Source organism: Flavobacterium sp. MEB061, from assembly GCF_000834715.1.
GTDB classification, from domain to species: domain Bacteria; phylum Bacteroidota; class Bacteroidia; order Flavobacteriales; family Flavobacteriaceae; genus Flavobacterium; species Flavobacterium pectinovorum.
On the sequence record NZ_JXQR01000028.1, the window covers coordinates 99,170 to 115,950 of the forward strand.

Here is a 16,781-nt window from a genome sequence, read left to right on the forward strand (position 1 = left end):
TTTTAAATTTGATTGCACAAAATAACGATTATATTTGCTTTAATCGAAATTTTTTATCTATTTATTAGGAATTCCACCTTTCAGTTTTTCTTGTTTTTTTGAAGTTCGATTCAGAAACCGGATTATAATTTCTTACTTTTGAATCTGCATTTAATTTAATTGGTTTGAAAAATAATATTTTAATTGGTTTTGTGTTTTTACTGCTTGTTTCCTGTAGCAAAACAAAAGAGCCAATTGTATCTTTTTATTATTGGAAAACTATCTTCAAATTGTCTGAAACCGAGAAAGAGGTTTTAAGAGAAAATAACGTTACGAAGCTTTATATTCGCTATTTTGATATTGGTTTACATCCCGAATCTAAAGAACCAATTCCGATAAGTCCGATACATTTTCAGGAAAGCATGAATGGTTTTAAAGTTGTTCCGGTTGTTTTTATCAAAAACAAAGTTATGCTGCAAACTAATCTTGATATTGAAGATTTAGCTCAAAAGACTTTTAGTTTGGTTGAAGAAATAAATGCAAAAAACAAAATTGTATCTCAGGAAATTCAAATTGATTGCGACTGGACGCTTGAAAGTAAAGGCAATTATTTGAAGTTTATAGAACGGTTTAAGAAACTTTCGCATAAAAAACTTTCCGCAACAATACGATTGCATCAGGTTAAATATTTCAAAAAAACCAAAATTCCAAATGTAGATTCCGGAGTTTTAATGTACTATAATATGGGTTCAATTGCGCCCGATGCGGAAAATTCTATTTACAGTTCTAAAATTGCCGAAAGGTATCTTAAAAGTTTAAAAAAATATCCGTTGCATCTTGATTTTGCTTTACCAATATATTCTTGGGGAGTTCATATTCGAGATGGAAAAGTGATAGGTTTGCGTTCCAAATTAAATGTGAGCGAACTTAAAAAAGATAAAAACTTCGAGCAGATTGATGCGATATTCTTTAAAGTGAAAAAATCCAATTATAAAAATGGAGTTTTTTATGAAGAAAACGATAAACTCAAAATAGAAGCCATTTCTGCAGAAGATTTAAAAGAAATGGCACAAGAGTTGGATGAAAATTTAGCTCAGACACCAAACGAAATTATTTTTTACGATTTAGATGAATTCAATATAAATACCTATGAAAAGAATATTTTTAAACAAGTTGTTTCTTATTTCTAGTGCTTCTTTCCTTTTTGTTTACGGAATAATTTATGCCTGCGCTGGTGGAGACGACTGGGATTTTTTTAGTTACAATTCCAATTTTACGCCCGAAACTTTTACGGATAAATCATATACGCCGCTTTTTTTATCGGGAGATATTTTTTACGGAATTGGTTTTGATACACAGCATAATTCGAGATTTAATGAAGATATAAAATCAGACTGGGAAAATTATTTAAAGGGAAAAGCAGATGCTTCAACGGTAAGCTATTTTTTGATTGGTGAAGAAACGCCAATGTATTCATCTGAGAAAAAAACGCCTCAGAATAAAACCGATATCACGCAGCTTCATGTTTTTTTGAAAACCAAAAAAGACAATCCGACTTCTTTAAAATGGGGAAAGAAAATCAATTTGAAAGATGATAAAGTGAAGAGCTTTATCGAATTTTTGTATTTGGCACAAAAAATAGAAACCGTTTCTATAGGAGAAGATTATTGGAGTTATGATCCGGTTGTGGCTAAAACTTTCAATGATTTTAAAATGATTCAGTCTATTGAAAATGTTTACAATACGAGTAAAGATATGTTTTTGCAAAACAGATATTGGTTTCTTACCATGAAAGCCTATTTCTATAGCAGCAACAAACAAAAAGCGATTGATTTTTTTAATAAAACAGAAAAATCAGTTCCTAAAAATGTATTGTATTATCGTGGGCTTTCATACGTTGCGGGAATAAAACATAAACAGAAAAAATATTCAGAATCTAATTGTTTATATGCACAAGTGTTTGATAAATGTCCGGAATTGAGAATTGTTACGGCTTACAGTTTTCACCCACAAAATGATGCCGATTGGAATAAATCATTGTTTTTGGCTAAAAATAATAGTGAAAGAGCAGCGCTTTGGGCAATTCATGGATTTTATAAAGACGAAAAGAAAGCGATCGCTAAAATTTATGAACTTGATCCCAAAAGTGAACATTTGAATTATTTATTAACCCGATTGGTAAACGAGCAGGAGCAAAGCATAAATAATTCGTTTGAAGAAAGTGTCAAAGATAATCTTCCGGCAAAAAAACAAACCGTTGCTGAAAATAAAGAGCTGAATAAAAGTAAAATCGATAAGGCTGCATTTGATTTAGTGTCTAAAATTGCTCTGGCAGGAAATACCAATAAACCTTATTTATGGGATATTTCATTAGGATATTTACAAACGCTAAAAGGCGATTATGCAACGGCTGAAAGTAACTTTGACAAAGCCGAAAAAACAATGCCTAAAACAGAGTTGGCAAAACTTCAATTAAGATTGCTTCGTTTTGTAAACAATATGAGCAAGATTGACAAGCTTACAGATAAAAATGAAAAAACAATCCTTGTAGATTTGAACTGGCTCTATCAGGAACTTCCAAAAACATATAAAGGGCAGGAGTTTCGTTATCAAAATGCGGCGCAATGGAGTAAAAATTATTTAGCATCGCTTTACAGAGCAAAATCAAATCCGGTTATGGCAGAATTATTTGGTGATACTCCCGATAATTATTGGGGCCGCGGAAATTCTTTTTACGACAATGAAAAGAATTTACTGGATATGAAAGCGTTTTTAGTTAAAACAGATAAAACAAAAATCGAAAAAATAGCAGCAGGAATTTATAGCTTGAAAGTAAAAGATATTAGCAATTTTCAGGCGGTTCAGGCAACTTTTAAAAATAAAATTCCGGAAGCAATTGGTTTTATTCAACAAACGGATTCTGTTCAGTATTATCAATTTTTAGGAAATCCGTTTAACGGAAATATAAAAGATTGTCACGATTGTGATCATTCTGCTTATCAAAAAAAGAAATATTCTCAATTGGATTTTCTAACTACAATAAAAGAAATGCAGGATAAACTGGCTCAAAAAGAAGATGTTTATACAAATAGTTTATTGTTAGGAAATGCTTTTTATAATATCACACATTTTGGAAATGGAAGAACTTTCTATGAAATAAGCATTGTAGGATACGGTTCAAGTCCCTATTCATTTAGAGATTCGATGAAAAAAATGATTACAAATTGTGATGTGCCGAAAATGTATTATCAAAAAGCATTAGAAGCGGCAACGACAAAAGAACAAAAAGCAAAATGTATTTACATGCTGGCAAAATGCGAGCGCAACGAATATTACAACACTAAATACAATAGCGTAAACAGCTGGTGGGAAATTCAGGATGACAAAGTTAATTTTATCGCCTGGAATGGATTTAAAACCTTGAAAAAGGATTATTCTGACACTAAATATTATCAGGATGTAATTGCAGAATGTGGTTATTTTAATACTTATATTAATCAATAATAAAAGCAAATGGTAAATAAGATTGAACATATAGGAATTGCAGTAAAAAATATTGAGGAATCAAATATCTTGTTCGAAAAATTATTAGGGGTTTCTTCTTATAAATCAGAAGAAGTACAAAGTGAAGGTGTTTTAACTTCATTTTTTCAAACGGGAACCAATAAAATTGAGCTTTTGATGGCGACAAATCCAGAAAGTCCAATTGCAAAGTTTTTAGAAAAAAAAGGAGAAGGAATTCATCATATTGCTTTTGATGTTGATGATATTGCTGCAGAAATAGAACGGTTAAAAAGTGAAGGATTTGTGCTGATTAATGAAGTTCCTAAAAAAGGTGCCGATAATAAATTGGTTGTTTTTTTGCATCCGAAGAATACAAATGGCGTTTTGGTAGAGCTTTGTCAGGAAATTAAATAAAAAAACTTGGTTTTGGTTTTTAAATAAGATATTGAAAATCAATTGTGTTTTTAACATGAGCGGATATGATTTTAAATTAAATGCAAATCAAGCCTTAAAATATTTGGAGTGAACGAAAAATAGTAGTAATATTGCATCCTCAAACCGGTCCTATAGCTCAGCTGGTTAGAGCACCTGACTCATAATCAGGTGGTCCCTGGTTCGAGCCCAGGTGGGACCACAGTTTTAGAATAAGCCTTTACAGAAATGTAGAGGCTTTTTTTGTGAAATAAGTTCAAGCTAGTCTGATCAAAAATTTAGAGAATTATTATGCAAATGCGTTTAAAAAACTCGTAACTCTGAATTGGATCTTTGAAAAGAGCTGTCAATGAAATTTGAAATTTATTTTATGGAATAAATAGTATTTATGAATTTTAAAACCTGAACGAATAAATTATTGTCTTATTATATTTATAAATAGATTATTGCAAAACCAAGAGTAAAAAATATTCGTAAATGTAAAAAATAGCAATAGGGTATGTTGTAATGCATGATTTGTTGACATTTGGAAAAAGAACACAAAAAATCACAAAGTTTTTTTGCTTAAAAACCTTGGATTTAAGACAAAATCTTCTACATTTGCCGCTGTAATAAAGCGTAAAAGATTGTTTTTGTGCGAATTATAATAAATAAAGTTGAATTTAATAATATATACTATTGTTTTTCAATACGTTAAGATTTATGAAAATAACAAAGACTATTTTATTAGCATTTTTAATAACCTTGATAAATGTATCAAGTGTTCTGGCAGATGGAACTCCGCCTGCGCCAACTAGTACTAATAGAACCTCGGCAATTCCACCACCACCCGTCGATGGGCCTATTAATGAATATTTAATAGTTTTGTTAATATGTGGTTTGTCTTTTGGAATACATACGATATACAGATATAATTTAAATAAAAAAGCTTCAATATAAATTGAAGCTTTTTTATTTTTATGACACATTTGAAATTTTATTTGTTTATAGCGTAAAGCCTTGAAATATATTTTCCTACGACGTCGAATTCCAGATTTATTTTTGTCCCAACCTTAAAGTTTTTGAAATTTGTATTTTCAAAAGTATAAGGTATGATCGAAACACTAAATTCGTTGGTTTTAGAATTTACAACTGTTAAACTAACTCCGTTTACAGTGATCGAGCCTTTTTCGATCGTAATGTTGTTGAGGTTTTTATCGTATTCAAAAGTATAATTCCAACTTCCGTTTGCTTCTTCAATTTTAACGCATGTTCCTGTTTGGTCGACGTGGCCCTGAACAATATGTCCGTCAAGGCGATCGCCGAGTTTCATGCCTCTTTCAAGATTTACAATATCGTTTACCTGCCATTCTCCAATATTTGTTTTTAAAATCGTTTCATCTATAGCGGTTACAGTATAAAAAGAGTCTTTTATGGCAACGACCGTCAGACAAATTCCGTTGTGCGAAACGCTTTGGTCAATTTTCAATTCATGTGTAATTGAAGAGTCGACTGTTATGTGAAGATTGTTTTGGTCTTTTTGTATTTCGTGAATCCTTCCTAGGGTTTCTATAATTCCTGTAAACATTGTTGTTTTATTTTACTAAATTTGCACATCAAAATTAGTAATAAATAATCTGAGCTCATGAATAAAAAAGCAGAAAATATAATTGTTGGAATTTCAATAGGAGATTTAAACGGTATTGGAAGCGAAGTTATATTAAAAACATTCGAAGATTCTCGTATGTTAGAACTGTGTACGCCGGTTATTTTTGCAAATGCCAAAATTCTTTCTTTCGTTAAAAAAAATTTTACTTCAACGGTTCAATTTCACGGTGTAGATAAATTAGATCAGGTCTTACCGGGAAAAGTAAATGTGTATAATTTATGGAAAGAAGGAGTTGATATTAATTTAGGGGCAAATGATGAGAAAATAGGAACCTATGCCATAAAGTCATTTGTTGCAGCTACAAAAGCGTTAAAAGAAGATTTAATTGATGTTTTAGTTACAGCTCCCATCAACAAATACAATATTCAGTCCGAAGAATTTAAATTTCCGGGACATACAGATTATTTAGGTCAGGAATTAGAAGGAAATGCCCTGATGATGATGGTTCAGGATAATCTTAGAGTAGGGTTGTTGACAGATCATGTTCCTTTAAGTGAGGTTTCTTCTCATTTAACAGAAGAATTAATTACAAGAAAAATCGAAACAGTAAGAAAATCGTTAATTCAGGATTTTAGTATTGTAAAGCCAAAGATTGCTGTTTTAGGATTAAATCCACATGCAGGTGATGGCGGAGTGATTGGGAAAGAAGATGATTTGGTTTTAAAGCCTACCTTAAAGAAAATATTTGATTCGGGAACAATGGTTTTTGGTCCTTTTCCTGCAGATGGTTTTTTTGGAAGCGGTCAATATGAGAAATATGATGCTATTGTGGCAACATATCACGATCAGGGATTGATCCCTTTTAAGACATTGTCATTTGGAAAAGGAGTTAATTATACTGCGGGATTAAATAAAGTAAGAACCTCGCCAGATCATGGCACAGCCTATGATATTGCAGGAAAAGATATGGCAGATTACAATTCGTTTAAGGAAGCAGTTTATCTCGCGATTGATATTTTTCGCTCGCGTAATCAGTATGAGGAGATTAGCGAAAAACCTCTTAAAATAAAAGAAAAACAGTTATAAACAAAAAAAGGTGAATAAGATTATTAGTTTTACAATAATTTTATATCTTTGCACCCCAATTCGGATATCTAGTTTAGATATGAAGAGGACAAATTGATGTTGAAATGAGCAAAACAAAAGAATTTTTAATTCCATTTATTGGATTAAAGCTGGGAAAACACCATTTTGAGTATCAAATAAGTAATGCGTTCTTTGAGAACTTTGATTACGACGAATTTCAAAGTTCGGATATCAAAGTGAGTTTAGTTTTAGATAAGAAAAGCAACATGTTAGAGTTGGAATTCAAACACAAAGGAACTGTAAATGTACCTTGTGATCTAACAGGCGAAGATTTTGATCTTCCTATAAAAGGGAAAATGAAATTGATTGTTCGCTTTGGAGATGAATTCAATAATGATAACGAAGAGCTTTTAATTCTGCCGCATGGTGAGCATGAAATAGATGTTGAACAATACATTTATGAAATGATTGCGCTTTCGGTACCGCTAAAACGAGTTCATCCGGGAGTTAAAGACGGAACTTTACAAAGTGAAGCTTTAACCAAACTGAATGAATTAAAAGTAAAAGAACAAAAAGAAGAGAGTAAACAAGAAGAAGATATTGACCCGCGTTGGGACAAACTAAAGAAACTATTAACGGATAAATAATATAGTAAAATGGCACATCCTAAGAGAAAAATCTCGAAAACAAGAAGAGATAAGAGAAGAACACATTATAAAGCTACTGTAGCTCAAATCGCTACATGTCCTATTACTGGAGAAGCACATTTATACCACAGAGCTTACTGGCATGAAGGTAAAATGTATTACAGAGGGCAAGTTGTTATCGATAAATCTGAAGCGGTTGCTTAATACGTTTTTGTAAATTATACTAGAACTCTCACATAGTGAGAGTTTTTTTTGTTGGTTATAATTTTCGGTTTTTAAGAAAATAGATACAAATTCGCTTCGTTTTTTTTTGTACTTTTCAAGTCTTTTAAAAATTTTTCAAATAATAATATTTGGAAGGAAATAATAGAATATAATGAATACAATCACAGCCGCAATTACCGCTGTTGGAGGCTATGTTCCAGACTTTGTTCTTTCGAACAAAGTGTTAGAAACAATGGTAGATACCAATGACGAATGGATTACCACTCGTACCGGAATTAAAGAAAGAAGAATTCTTAAAGATGCTGATAAAGGAACATCGTTTCTTGCTATAAAAGCAGCACAAGATTTAATCGCGAAAGCTAATATCGATCCGCTAGAGATAGATATGGTAATCATGGCAACAGCTACAGCAGATATGCCGGTAGCCTCTACAGGAGTTTATGTTGCTACACAAATTGGAGCTACAAATGCATTTGCATATGATTTGCAAGCCGCATGCTCAAGTTTCTTATACGGAATGTCAACTGCTGCAGCATATGTGCAGTCAGGTCGATACAAAAAAGTACTATTAATTGGTGCCGATAAAATGTCATCAATTGTAGATTATACAGACAGATCAACTTGTATTATTTTTGGAGATGGAGCAGGAGCTGTTTTATTCGAACCAAATTATGAAGGCTTAGGCTTGCAAGATGAATACCTACGAAGCGATGGGCAAGGACGCGACTATCTTAAAATCCCTGCCGGTGGTTCTTTAATACCTACTACAGAAGAAACCGTAAAAAACAGACAGCACAATATTATTCAGGACGGGAAAACCGTTTTTAAATTTGCTGTTACCAATATGGCTGATGCAAGCGAATTGATCGTAAAAAGAAACAATTTGACTAATGAAGATGTAAATTGGTTAGTGCCTCATCAGGCAAACAAACGTATTATTGATGCAACTGCAGGAAGAATGAATCTTGATGATTCTAAAGTGTTAATGAATATCGAAAGATATGGTAATACAACTTCAGCTACTTTGCCATTAGTACTACACGACTTTGAACACTTATTGAAAAAAGGAGATAATATTATTTTTGCCGCTTTTGGTGGAGGATTCACTTGGGGATCTATCTATTTGAAATGGGCTTACGATAAAAAATAAATTAAAACTAAAAACGAATCATTATGGATTTAAAAGAAATTCAAAACCTAATCAAATTTGTAGCAAATTCGGGAGTTGCAGAAGTAAAGTTGGAAATGGATGATGTGAAAATCACTATTAGAACAACTTTAGAAGGAAATGTTACTGAAACTACTTATGTACAACAATTGCCTGCTCAAGCGCAATTACCACAAGCAGTTGCTCCTCAACAAGCTCCAGCTGTTGTAAATGTAACTAGCGAAGTATCTGCTCCGGCTGAAGATTCGAAATATATTACTATAAAATCACCAATCATTGGTACTTTTTATAGAAAACCATCTCCGGACAAACCAGTTTTCACTGAAGTAGGAAGCACTATTGCAAAAGGTGATGTTCTTTGTGTAATTGAAGCAATGAAATTATTCAACGAAATCGAATCAGAAGTTTCAGGTAAAATTGTAAAAATTCTTGTAGACGATATGTCTCCTGTAGAATTTGACCAACCTTTATTCTTAGTTGATCCATCATAAATAAATTTAGATTTTAGATTTTAGATTTTAGACTGGTTCGCAATAGAAATTTTGTTAATCATCTAAAATTATCTAATGATCGAATTGTCTAATTATCTAATTAAAGTAAGATGTTTAAAAAAATATTAATTGCGAATAGAGGAGAAATTGCACTTCGTGTAATTCGTACATGTAAAGAAATGGGAATCAAAACTGTAGCAGTTTACTCTACAGCCGATGCAGAAAGTCTACATGTTAAGTTTGCTGATGAAGCGGTTTGTATTGGTCCTCCTCCAAGTAACTTATCGTATTTGAAAATGTCAAATATCATTGCCGCTGCCGAAATTACAAACGCAGATGCAATACATCCAGGATATGGATTTCTTTCTGAGAATGCTAAATTCTCAAAAATTTGTCAGGAACACGGAATCAAATTTATTGGTGCCGCTCCTGAAATGATTGACAGAATGGGAGATAAGGCTTCTGCAAAAGCAACAATGAAAGCGGCAGGAGTTCCATGTGTACCAGGTTCTGAAGGATTGTTAGAATCTTTCGAACAAACACAAAAATTAGCTAAAGAATTTGGTTACCCGGTGATGCTTAAAGCAACTGCTGGTGGTGGTGGAAAAGGAATGCGTGCTGTCTGGAAAGAAGAAGAGTTATTGAAAGCTTGGGAAAGTGCACGTCAGGAAGCTGCTGCGGCATTTGGAAATGATGGTATGTACATGGAGAAACTTATTGAAGAACCACGTCATATCGAAATTCAGGTTGTTGGAGATTCATACGGAAAAGCATGTCATCTTTCTGAAAGAGACTGCTCGGTACAACGTCGTCACCAAAAACTAACTGAAGAAACTCCTTCGCCATTCATGACAGATGAATTGCGTACTGCAATGGGTGAGGCTGCTGTAAAAGCTGCTGAGTTTATTAAATACGAAGGTGCAGGAACTGTAGAATTTTTGGTTGATAAACACAGAAACTTCTACTTCATGGAAATGAATACACGTATCCAGGTAGAACACCCAATCACAGAACAAGTTATTGATTATGATTTGATTCGTGAGCAAATTATGGTGGCTGCCGGAATTCCGATTTCAGGTAGAAACTACTTACCGGAATTACATGCTATCGAATGTCGTATTAATGCTGAAGATCCTTATAATGATTTTCGTCCTTCACCAGGAAAAATTACTACGCTTCATATGCCGGGAGGTCACGGAGTTCGTTTAGATACTCACGTGTATTCTGGTTACACTATTCCGCCAAATTACGATTCGATGATCGCTAAATTAATTACTACGGCACAATCTCGTGAAGAGGCTATCAGCAAAATGCGCAGAGCTTTGGATGAGTTTGTTATCGAAGGTGTTAAAACTACAATACCTTTCCACAGACAATTAATGGATGATCCGAGATATATTGCAGGAGATTATACAACTGCATTTATGGATACTTTTAAAATGAAACCCATAGAAGAATAATATAAAAAGGCTGTCAGATTTGGCAGCCTTTTTTAATTATGGATATGAACTTCTTTTAATTCTTTTATAAACACGATCACTTCCTGTACTTCTTTTTCTCCTAAACTTGAAAAAGGCATCCAAAAAGAGCCTACTTTATAAGTTGTATATAACTTTGAACCAATACTAGAGTTTTTAAATCGAAAAAGAAATTGAATTCCTTCTTTGTAAACACCAATCGACTGAAAAGAATTATAATTAAAAAAACTTTCCAGGTCAACATTTTTTGTATATATCCCATCTTTATAAAATTGATAGACAAATGAAGTAGGATATTGTAATTTTTCTGCTTTTTTAGGAATAGATTTAATAAAAGATAGGCGCTCTAATAAAAACTTAATACTCATTACTGTACTTATAACAAACACAGCAATTGAAACTGTCATAACAATTTGCCCTAAAGTTGTATTATATGCCAAATTCCATGTCAACATGAATAATATAGCAAAGAATATTGCTGGAAAAATATATTTACTTTTCTTAAACGATGTAAGGGCAATTGCTTCCATCATTAAAATATATTGTTCTTTGTTGGTCACATTAATTTGGGTTTCCAAAAGAGGAATTTCAGCTATCTCTGAAAAGTTGTTTTTATTCATTTCTATTTATTATATGTAAGAAAAATATTATTTGCAAATATAGTGATTGGTAAATAACTTACAAGTTTAATAGGATTAATTTGATTATTAATAGATTACAAAATAAAATATCCACTTAATCAAATTCAAAAATAATATTAGTTTACTCTTTTGTTTAAATTGAATAGTTGAATTCCCTTTTCTTTTTCAAATCAGTAATATACACAATTTGTGTATACTTTTTACACACAATACCAATCAATTACACACTTTTTTAATTTACTGAATTTTGGCACATGCGCCTAAATGTCTTTAAAAACAGGCTTTTACAGAGATTAAGCGATTATCATTTTGTTACGGCATAGTTATTTCATTATCTAAAGCGTAAACAACTATTAACTATTAAATATATACACATTATGAAAAATTTATTTTTATCAGCCGCAATCGTTTTGGGAAGTTTAACATCATTCGCTTCAACTTCACCAATTTCAAATACAATCGTAAAAACAATTTCTATTCAGGACGAATACACAGAAATTAAGGTAGAAGAAGTTCCTGCTGCAATTACAGATGCTTTGAAAAAAGCTTATCCGGATGCAGTACTTTCAAAAGCATACAAAAATGCAAAATCAGAATATAAATTAGATGTTACAGTAGGTGACAAAGTTGGTTCTCTTTATGCTAATGCAGATGGAACCTGGATTAAAAAATAATTTAATAGACTTTTATGTTTATTCAAATTAAGAATACTAAAATAAAATTACAAATATTAAAATATGACTATTATGAAAAATCTATTTTTATCAGCCGCAATCGTTTTGGGAGGTTTAACATCATTTGCTTCAACTTCTCCAATTTCAAATACAATCGTTAAAACAATTTCAATTCAGGATGATTATACTGAAATTAAACTTGAAGAAGTACCGGCGCCTATAACAGAAGCTCTGAAAAAAGCTTATCCGGATGCAGTACTTTCAAAAGCATATAAAAACACAAAATCTGAGTATAAATTAGATGTCACTGTGGGAGACAAAGTAGGTTCTCTTTATGCTAATGCAGACGGATCTTGGATTAAAAAATAAGTCGACTAACCAACGACTTAGGTTATAAATTACACTAAAAAACTATTATTATGAAAAAGTTAATATTATCAGCGGCAATTGTTCTGGGAACATTGTCGATGCAAGCAGGAAATACTGTCGTTTTAAATTCAAATATTAAAACAGTAAATTTTCAAGACGAATATAAAGAAATCGACGCTGTTCCGGCAGCAGTTAAAACATCTTTAGATAATGCATATCCAGGCGTAAAGCTTGAAAAAGCATATGTAAACGCAAAAAAAGAATACAAAATCGAAATCAGCGTTAGAGATGTTAAGTCTATTGTTTATACAGACGAAAAAGGAACAATCCTTAAAAAATAATATAAATTAACATCAACCCAAACAACAATCACTATGAAAAAGTTACTATTATCCACAGCAATCGTTTTAGGAAGTTTAACTGTAAATGCAGCTACTGTTCCGTTAATAACAAATTCAATGAATCAATCAGTAACTATTCAGGATGAATTTACTGAAGTTAGTGCTGATGCTGTGCCTGCCGCAGTAAAGTCTACGGTTGAAAAATCTTTTCCGGGAACAAAACTTGAAAAAGCATATGTTAACGAAAAGAAAGAATATAAACTTGAAATCTCAAAAGGAGATCAAAAGTATACTGTATTTGCAGATGCTGAAGGAAACATCATTAAAAAATAATTATCATGAAAAAGATTGTCCTTTCAGTAGCGATCGTTTTAGCAAGTTTATCTATTTACGCAACCACAACTTTACAATCTGAAATAGTGAAAAGTGAAGTTGCTATACAAGCCGAATATACAGAAATCAGCGCCGATGCGGTTCCTACGGCTGTTAAAACAGCCTTGGAAACTGCTTACCCGGGAGCGAAAGTAGTAAAAGCATATGTAAACGATAAAAAAGAATACAAACTAGAAATATCGGTAAAAGACCAAAAGGCTACTGTTTTTTCAGATGTCAATGGTAACTGGTTAAAAATATAATTAGGTGAATTAGATTTATGTTTTTGGTGAAAAAGAGATTGTTGGGAAACAATCTCTTTTTTTTTGCAAAATTTTATGAAAATACAACTTTAATAGTATTATTTTAGCAGAAAAGTCCCAAAAAACAGATGCCAAAGATATTATTAATAGAAGATGACATTTCATTTTGCAAATTATTAGAACGATTTCTATTAAAAAAAGCATATGAAGTAACTATTGCATTCTCAGCAGAAGAAGCAAGATTAGCGATCAAAAAAGAATCTTTCGATTTAATTTTGACAGATCTTCGTTTGCCTGATTCTGACGGTATCGGACTTATGAAAGAAATTAAGGATTCTTACCCCGATATTCCTGTAATTTTAATGACCGGATATTCAGATGTTAATACAGCGGTAAAAGCAATCAAAAATGGTGCTGCCGATTATATCTCAAAACCTTTTAATCCTGATGAGGTTTTATTAGTTATTACAAATGCCCTGCAAAGCGAAATAACAACAGAAGAAACTCCCTCAAAAGAAAAAAAAGCACCAAGAAAACAAACAACTTCTTCTGAAAATGAATTCGTAAAAGGAATTTCTGTTGCTTCAAAAAAATTGCTCGATCACATTCAATTGGTAAGCCCAACGGATATGTCTGTTTTAATTATCGGCGAAAGTGGGACAGGGAAAGAGATCATTGCCAAAAGCATTCATCAGCAAAGCAATAGAAAAAATAATAATTTCATTGCAGTCGATTGTGGAGCAATTCCAAAGGAATTAGCCGCAAGTGAATTCTTCGGGCATTTGAAAGGATCTTTCACCGGAGCTATTAGCGATAAAATGGGCTATTTTGAGGCTGCTAACGGAGGAACTCTTTTTTTAGATGAAATAGGGAATCTGTCCTACGAAAATCAAATACAGCTTTTAAGAGCGCTTCAGGAACGTAAAATCAAACCTGTTGGTAGCAATAAAGAAATTAATGTTGATATTCGAATCATTACTGCAACAAATGAAGATTTACGCGAAGCCGTTAAAAACGGAGATTTCCGTGAAGATTTATACCATAGAATAAACGAATTTTCAATTCAGTCTCCATCATTAACAGACAGGGGAGAAGATCTAATGGTTTTTGCCGATTATTTTTTGGAGAAAGCCAATCAACAACTGAACAAAGAAATTATCGGATTTTCGCCGGAAGTGGTCGATATTTTTCAAAAATACAGCTGGCCCGGAAATTTACGCGAATTACAAAACTGTGTAAAACGCGCCACATTATTATCTCGTGGTGATTTTATAGAAAGCGATGTTTTGCCTGCAGAGTTTTTTCAAATTCAAAAACAAAGTTCAAATACAGGTAATTTTTCATTGTCTGAAAATGAAAAAGAAGCCATTATCTATGCCTTATCAAAAGCGCAAAATAACAAATCGGAAGCAGCAAAATTGCTTAAAATTACCAGAAAAACACTTTACAATAAATTGAAGCAATACAACATCGATTAAACAATTTCTTGTTTTAAAGATGTGAAAAGAGTTTCGGTCTTGATTTTTAAGCTTTCGAGAATATTTTCTAAACCTTCACTTTCTAAATCTTTTCTTTCCAGGTTTTTAAGAATATTTCCAATTTCATTTGCCTGAATTTGCCTGAACATTGGAGCAATTCTGTGAGCAATTGTATTGATTTCTGTTATATTTTGTTGGGCTATTGCTTTTTCTAAAAAGACCATATTTTCATCAGTACTTTCAACAAATGATACAATGACATCTTTTAGTGCATCATCGTCATTTCCTAAAAATTCTTTTAAAGTTTCTAATGAATAGAATTGAGCTGAATTTGGTTCCACTTCATTAACTTCAGTAGTTAGAATATCTTTGTTTTCTAAAATATGTTGAATAGTCTGTAGTAATACTTTTGGCGAATAGGGTTTTTTAATTACTGTCGTAAATCCTGCTTCGGTGTAAACGGATAAATCCAAATCAGTTCGCCCTGTAAGTGCAATTATCGGCTGGTTTTTATAGGTTGAAAAATTATAATTTCTCAATTTTTTAATAAACGTAAAGCCATCCATTTCCGGCATTTGAATATCAGTAATAATAAAATCGAAATTCGTGTTTGAAACAGCTTCTAACGCTTTTGTTGCTCTGTCAAAAGATAGAACTTTATGTTTTTCCTGTTTTAAAACACCACTCGTTAAATTCAGCAAATTAATATCGTCGTCGATAACAATAAAAGTAAATTTTTTATTATTTATAAAAGCAGGTTTTTTAATTTCAGGAATTGCATTCTGACTGGTGTCAAACAATAATGGCAGTTTAATTTCAAAAGTACTTCCTTTTCCAAAAGTGCTTTCAAGATTTAAAGTTCCGCCTAGAATAGATATTATTTTTTGGCAAATTGCCAGACCCAAGCCAGTTCCGCCATATTTCTTTTCGATGTTTTCATTCGCCTGAGCAAATTCTTCAAAAACCAGTTTCTGATTCGATTTCTCAATTCCTATTCCCGAATCTTCAATTGTTATAATAAAAAAAGGATCTTCAATATCTGCAAAAGCACTTATTTTTATAAAACCTTCTTCAGTAAATTTATAAGCATTTCCAATAATGTTGGTCAGAATTTGTTTTAAGCGGAAAGGATCTCCAACTACTTTAGTGTTCAGTTTTTCATCAACATTAATAATCAGTTCAATATCTTTTTGTTTATAAACCGTCTGGATATTTTTAGCAACATCTTCAACAATTTCAGGCAAGTAAAACGGTACCTTTTCGATTGTGATTTTTCCGGCCTCAATTTGAGAGAAATCCAATAAATCCTGAACCAATTGCGAAATATATTCAGATGAATTTTTAATGTTTTTTACGAAATAGGATTGCTTCGAGTTTACATCAGAATTCCCTAAAAGTTCCGTGTAGCCAACAATTGTACTTAATGGCGTTTTTAAATCGTGACTTACTGTCGAAATCAATTGTTCGCGGCTTTTTAGCAGATTTTTGGTTTTAAAATTAGCAATCTCAAGCTGTTTTTTATATAATTGTGATTTTGAATAATCACTAACAATTAAAACGGAGAAAAACAGCGTTAAAATCAAACCAATTATAGCCGAGGCCGTAACAATCTCATTGACCTTTTTTAATGATTTTTCTTTTAGTGAATTGTTTTTAATAGAATTAATGATGATTTCCCTTTCGATAATTCGAAGCACTTTTCTAAGTTGTTCCGAAATTGCAATCTCATTTTTCAAGAGTTTATTTTCTTCAAAATTCAAAGACTCTTTTTTCTTTTCTGCTTTTAGTTTTACATTACTAAGCAGTTTTTTTGAATTGGCCAAGATAGAATCCGAAGCTTGTTTACTCAACGTATTGGTGCTGTCATCGGGAATATTTTGATTAAGATAATCAACATATTTCTGCAATACATTTCGCTGATAATTACCAAGATCATTTGGGTTTTTGGTAAAATCCTGAAGTTCTAATTTGCGCAGTTTAAACTCCATTTTGGTAATCTCGTCAATCGCCGTATTTACCGAAACTTCGTCTTCTGCTTTGTTTTT

19 protein-coding genes and 1 tRNA gene are annotated in these 16,781 nt (G+C 32.1%); 16 read left to right on the forward strand and 4 right to left on the reverse strand.

Translation table 11 applies throughout. The annotated features are described in order from the left end of the window. Window positions 1-164 precede the first annotated feature (164 nt). From RT99_RS14930 to RT99_RS14945, 4 genes are all read left to right on the forward strand, one after another. Window positions 165-1,169 carry a hypothetical protein gene (locus tag RT99_RS14930; protein ID WP_242607213.1) on the forward strand — a complete coding sequence of 335 codons (1,005 nt, stop codon included), beginning with the start codon at window positions 165-167 and terminating at the stop codon, window positions 1,167-1,169. Further along, a complete protein-coding gene (locus RT99_RS14935; protein ID WP_042565555.1) occupies window positions 1,129-3,483 on the forward strand; it encodes a hypothetical protein in 2,355 nt (784 codons plus the stop codon). Before RT99_RS14930 ends, RT99_RS14935 begins: the two co-directional genes overlap by 41 nt. Window positions 3,484-3,492: 9 nt before the next feature. Next, entirely contained in the window at window positions 3,493-3,897 is a 405-nt protein-coding gene (gene mce / locus RT99_RS14940; RefSeq protein WP_042565556.1) for a methylmalonyl-CoA epimerase, read from the forward strand. Between the two features lie 146 nt (window positions 3,898-4,043). Next, window positions 4,044-4,117: transfer RNA gene (locus tag RT99_RS14945), tRNA-Ile, on the forward strand. Window positions 4,118-4,577: 460 nt separating this feature from the next. Here the strand turns inward: RT99_RS14945 and RT99_RS14950 are convergent. Then, window positions 4,578-4,883, reverse strand: coding sequence for a hypothetical protein (locus RT99_RS14950; protein ID WP_042565557.1), 306 nt, complete (start codon window positions 4,881-4,883; stop codon window positions 4,578-4,580). 8 nt (window positions 4,884-4,891) lie between these two features. Continuing rightward, a complete protein-coding gene (locus RT99_RS14955) occupies window positions 4,892-5,482 on the reverse strand; it encodes a riboflavin synthase (RefSeq protein WP_042565558.1) in 591 nt (196 codons plus the stop codon). Window positions 5,483-5,539: 57 nt separating this feature from the next. On the opposite strand from RT99_RS14955, the gene pdxA reads away from it, so the two are divergent. The 6 genes from pdxA (at window position 5,540) to accC (ending at window position 10,580) form a co-directional block, all read left to right on the forward strand. After that, complete coding sequence (gene pdxA / locus RT99_RS14960) at window positions 5,540-6,589, forward strand: 4-hydroxythreonine-4-phosphate dehydrogenase PdxA (protein WP_042565559.1); 1,050 nt, start codon at window positions 5,540-5,542, stop codon at window positions 6,587-6,589. Between the two features lie 104 nt (window positions 6,590-6,693). Further along, on the forward strand, window positions 6,694-7,236 hold the full coding sequence (locus RT99_RS14965) for a DUF177 domain-containing protein (RefSeq protein WP_042565560.1): 543 nt from the start codon (window positions 6,694-6,696) through the stop codon (window positions 7,234-7,236). Between the two features lie 9 nt (window positions 7,237-7,245). Then, window positions 7,246-7,440, forward strand: coding sequence for a 50S ribosomal protein L32 (gene rpmF / locus RT99_RS14970; RefSeq protein WP_031455170.1), 195 nt, complete (start codon window positions 7,246-7,248; stop codon window positions 7,438-7,440). 172 nt (window positions 7,441-7,612) lie between these two features. After that, window positions 7,613-8,611 (forward strand): beta-ketoacyl-ACP synthase III, encoded by a 999-nt coding sequence (locus RT99_RS14975; protein ID WP_042565561.1) that lies wholly within the window; start codon window positions 7,613-7,615, stop codon window positions 8,609-8,611. A 23-nt stretch (window positions 8,612-8,634) separates the two neighbouring features. Next, window positions 8,635-9,120 (forward strand): acetyl-CoA carboxylase biotin carboxyl carrier protein, encoded by a 486-nt coding sequence (accB, locus tag RT99_RS14980; protein ID WP_042565562.1) that lies wholly within the window; start codon window positions 8,635-8,637, stop codon window positions 9,118-9,120. A gap of 110 nt (window positions 9,121-9,230) precedes the next feature. Continuing rightward, window positions 9,231-10,580, forward strand: a complete 1,350-nt coding sequence (gene accC / locus RT99_RS14985) for an acetyl-CoA carboxylase biotin carboxylase subunit (RefSeq protein WP_042565563.1) — start codon at window positions 9,231-9,233, stop codon at window positions 10,578-10,580. A 32-nt stretch (window positions 10,581-10,612) separates the two neighbouring features. On the opposite strand, the gene RT99_RS14990 is transcribed toward accC, so the two are convergent. After that, window positions 10,613-11,218: a hypothetical protein gene (locus tag RT99_RS14990; protein WP_042565564.1), complete on the reverse strand. Its 606-nt coding sequence runs from the start codon at window positions 11,216-11,218 to the stop codon at window positions 10,613-10,615. Between the two features lie 398 nt (window positions 11,219-11,616). On the opposite strand from RT99_RS14990, the gene RT99_RS14995 reads away from it, so the two are divergent. The 6 genes from RT99_RS14995 to RT99_RS15020 all read left to right on the forward strand — a co-directional run bounded on the left by RT99_RS14995 (window position 11,617) and on the right by RT99_RS15020 (window position 14,736). Continuing rightward, a complete protein-coding gene (locus tag RT99_RS14995) occupies window positions 11,617-11,913 on the forward strand; it encodes a hypothetical protein (protein WP_042565565.1) in 297 nt (98 codons plus the stop codon). Between the two features lie 72 nt (window positions 11,914-11,985). Then, on the forward strand, window positions 11,986-12,282 hold the full coding sequence (locus tag RT99_RS15000) for a hypothetical protein (RefSeq protein WP_042565566.1): 297 nt from the start codon (window positions 11,986-11,988) through the stop codon (window positions 12,280-12,282). A gap of 50 nt (window positions 12,283-12,332) precedes the next feature. Further along, a complete protein-coding gene (locus tag RT99_RS15005) occupies window positions 12,333-12,623 on the forward strand; it encodes a hypothetical protein (RefSeq protein ID WP_042565567.1) in 291 nt (96 codons plus the stop codon). 33 nt (window positions 12,624-12,656) lie between these two features. Then, on the forward strand, window positions 12,657-12,956 hold the full coding sequence (locus tag RT99_RS15010) for a PepSY-like domain-containing protein (protein WP_042565568.1): 300 nt from the start codon (window positions 12,657-12,659) through the stop codon (window positions 12,954-12,956). Window positions 12,957-12,961: 5 nt separating this feature from the next. After that, window positions 12,962-13,258 carry a hypothetical protein gene (locus tag RT99_RS15015; RefSeq protein WP_042565569.1) on the forward strand — a complete coding sequence of 99 codons (297 nt, stop codon included), beginning with the start codon at window positions 12,962-12,964 and terminating at the stop codon, window positions 13,256-13,258. Window positions 13,259-13,386: 128 nt separating this feature from the next. Next, entirely contained in the window at window positions 13,387-14,736 is a 1,350-nt protein-coding gene (locus tag RT99_RS15020) for a sigma-54 dependent transcriptional regulator (RefSeq protein WP_042565570.1), read from the forward strand. Here RT99_RS15020 and RT99_RS15025 read toward each other — a convergent pair. Then, window positions 14,733-16,781 (reverse strand): hybrid sensor histidine kinase/response regulator (locus tag RT99_RS15025; protein WP_042565571.1); only part of this gene is annotated, 2,049 nt, incomplete at its 5' end. The genes RT99_RS15020 and RT99_RS15025 overlap by 4 nt on opposite strands.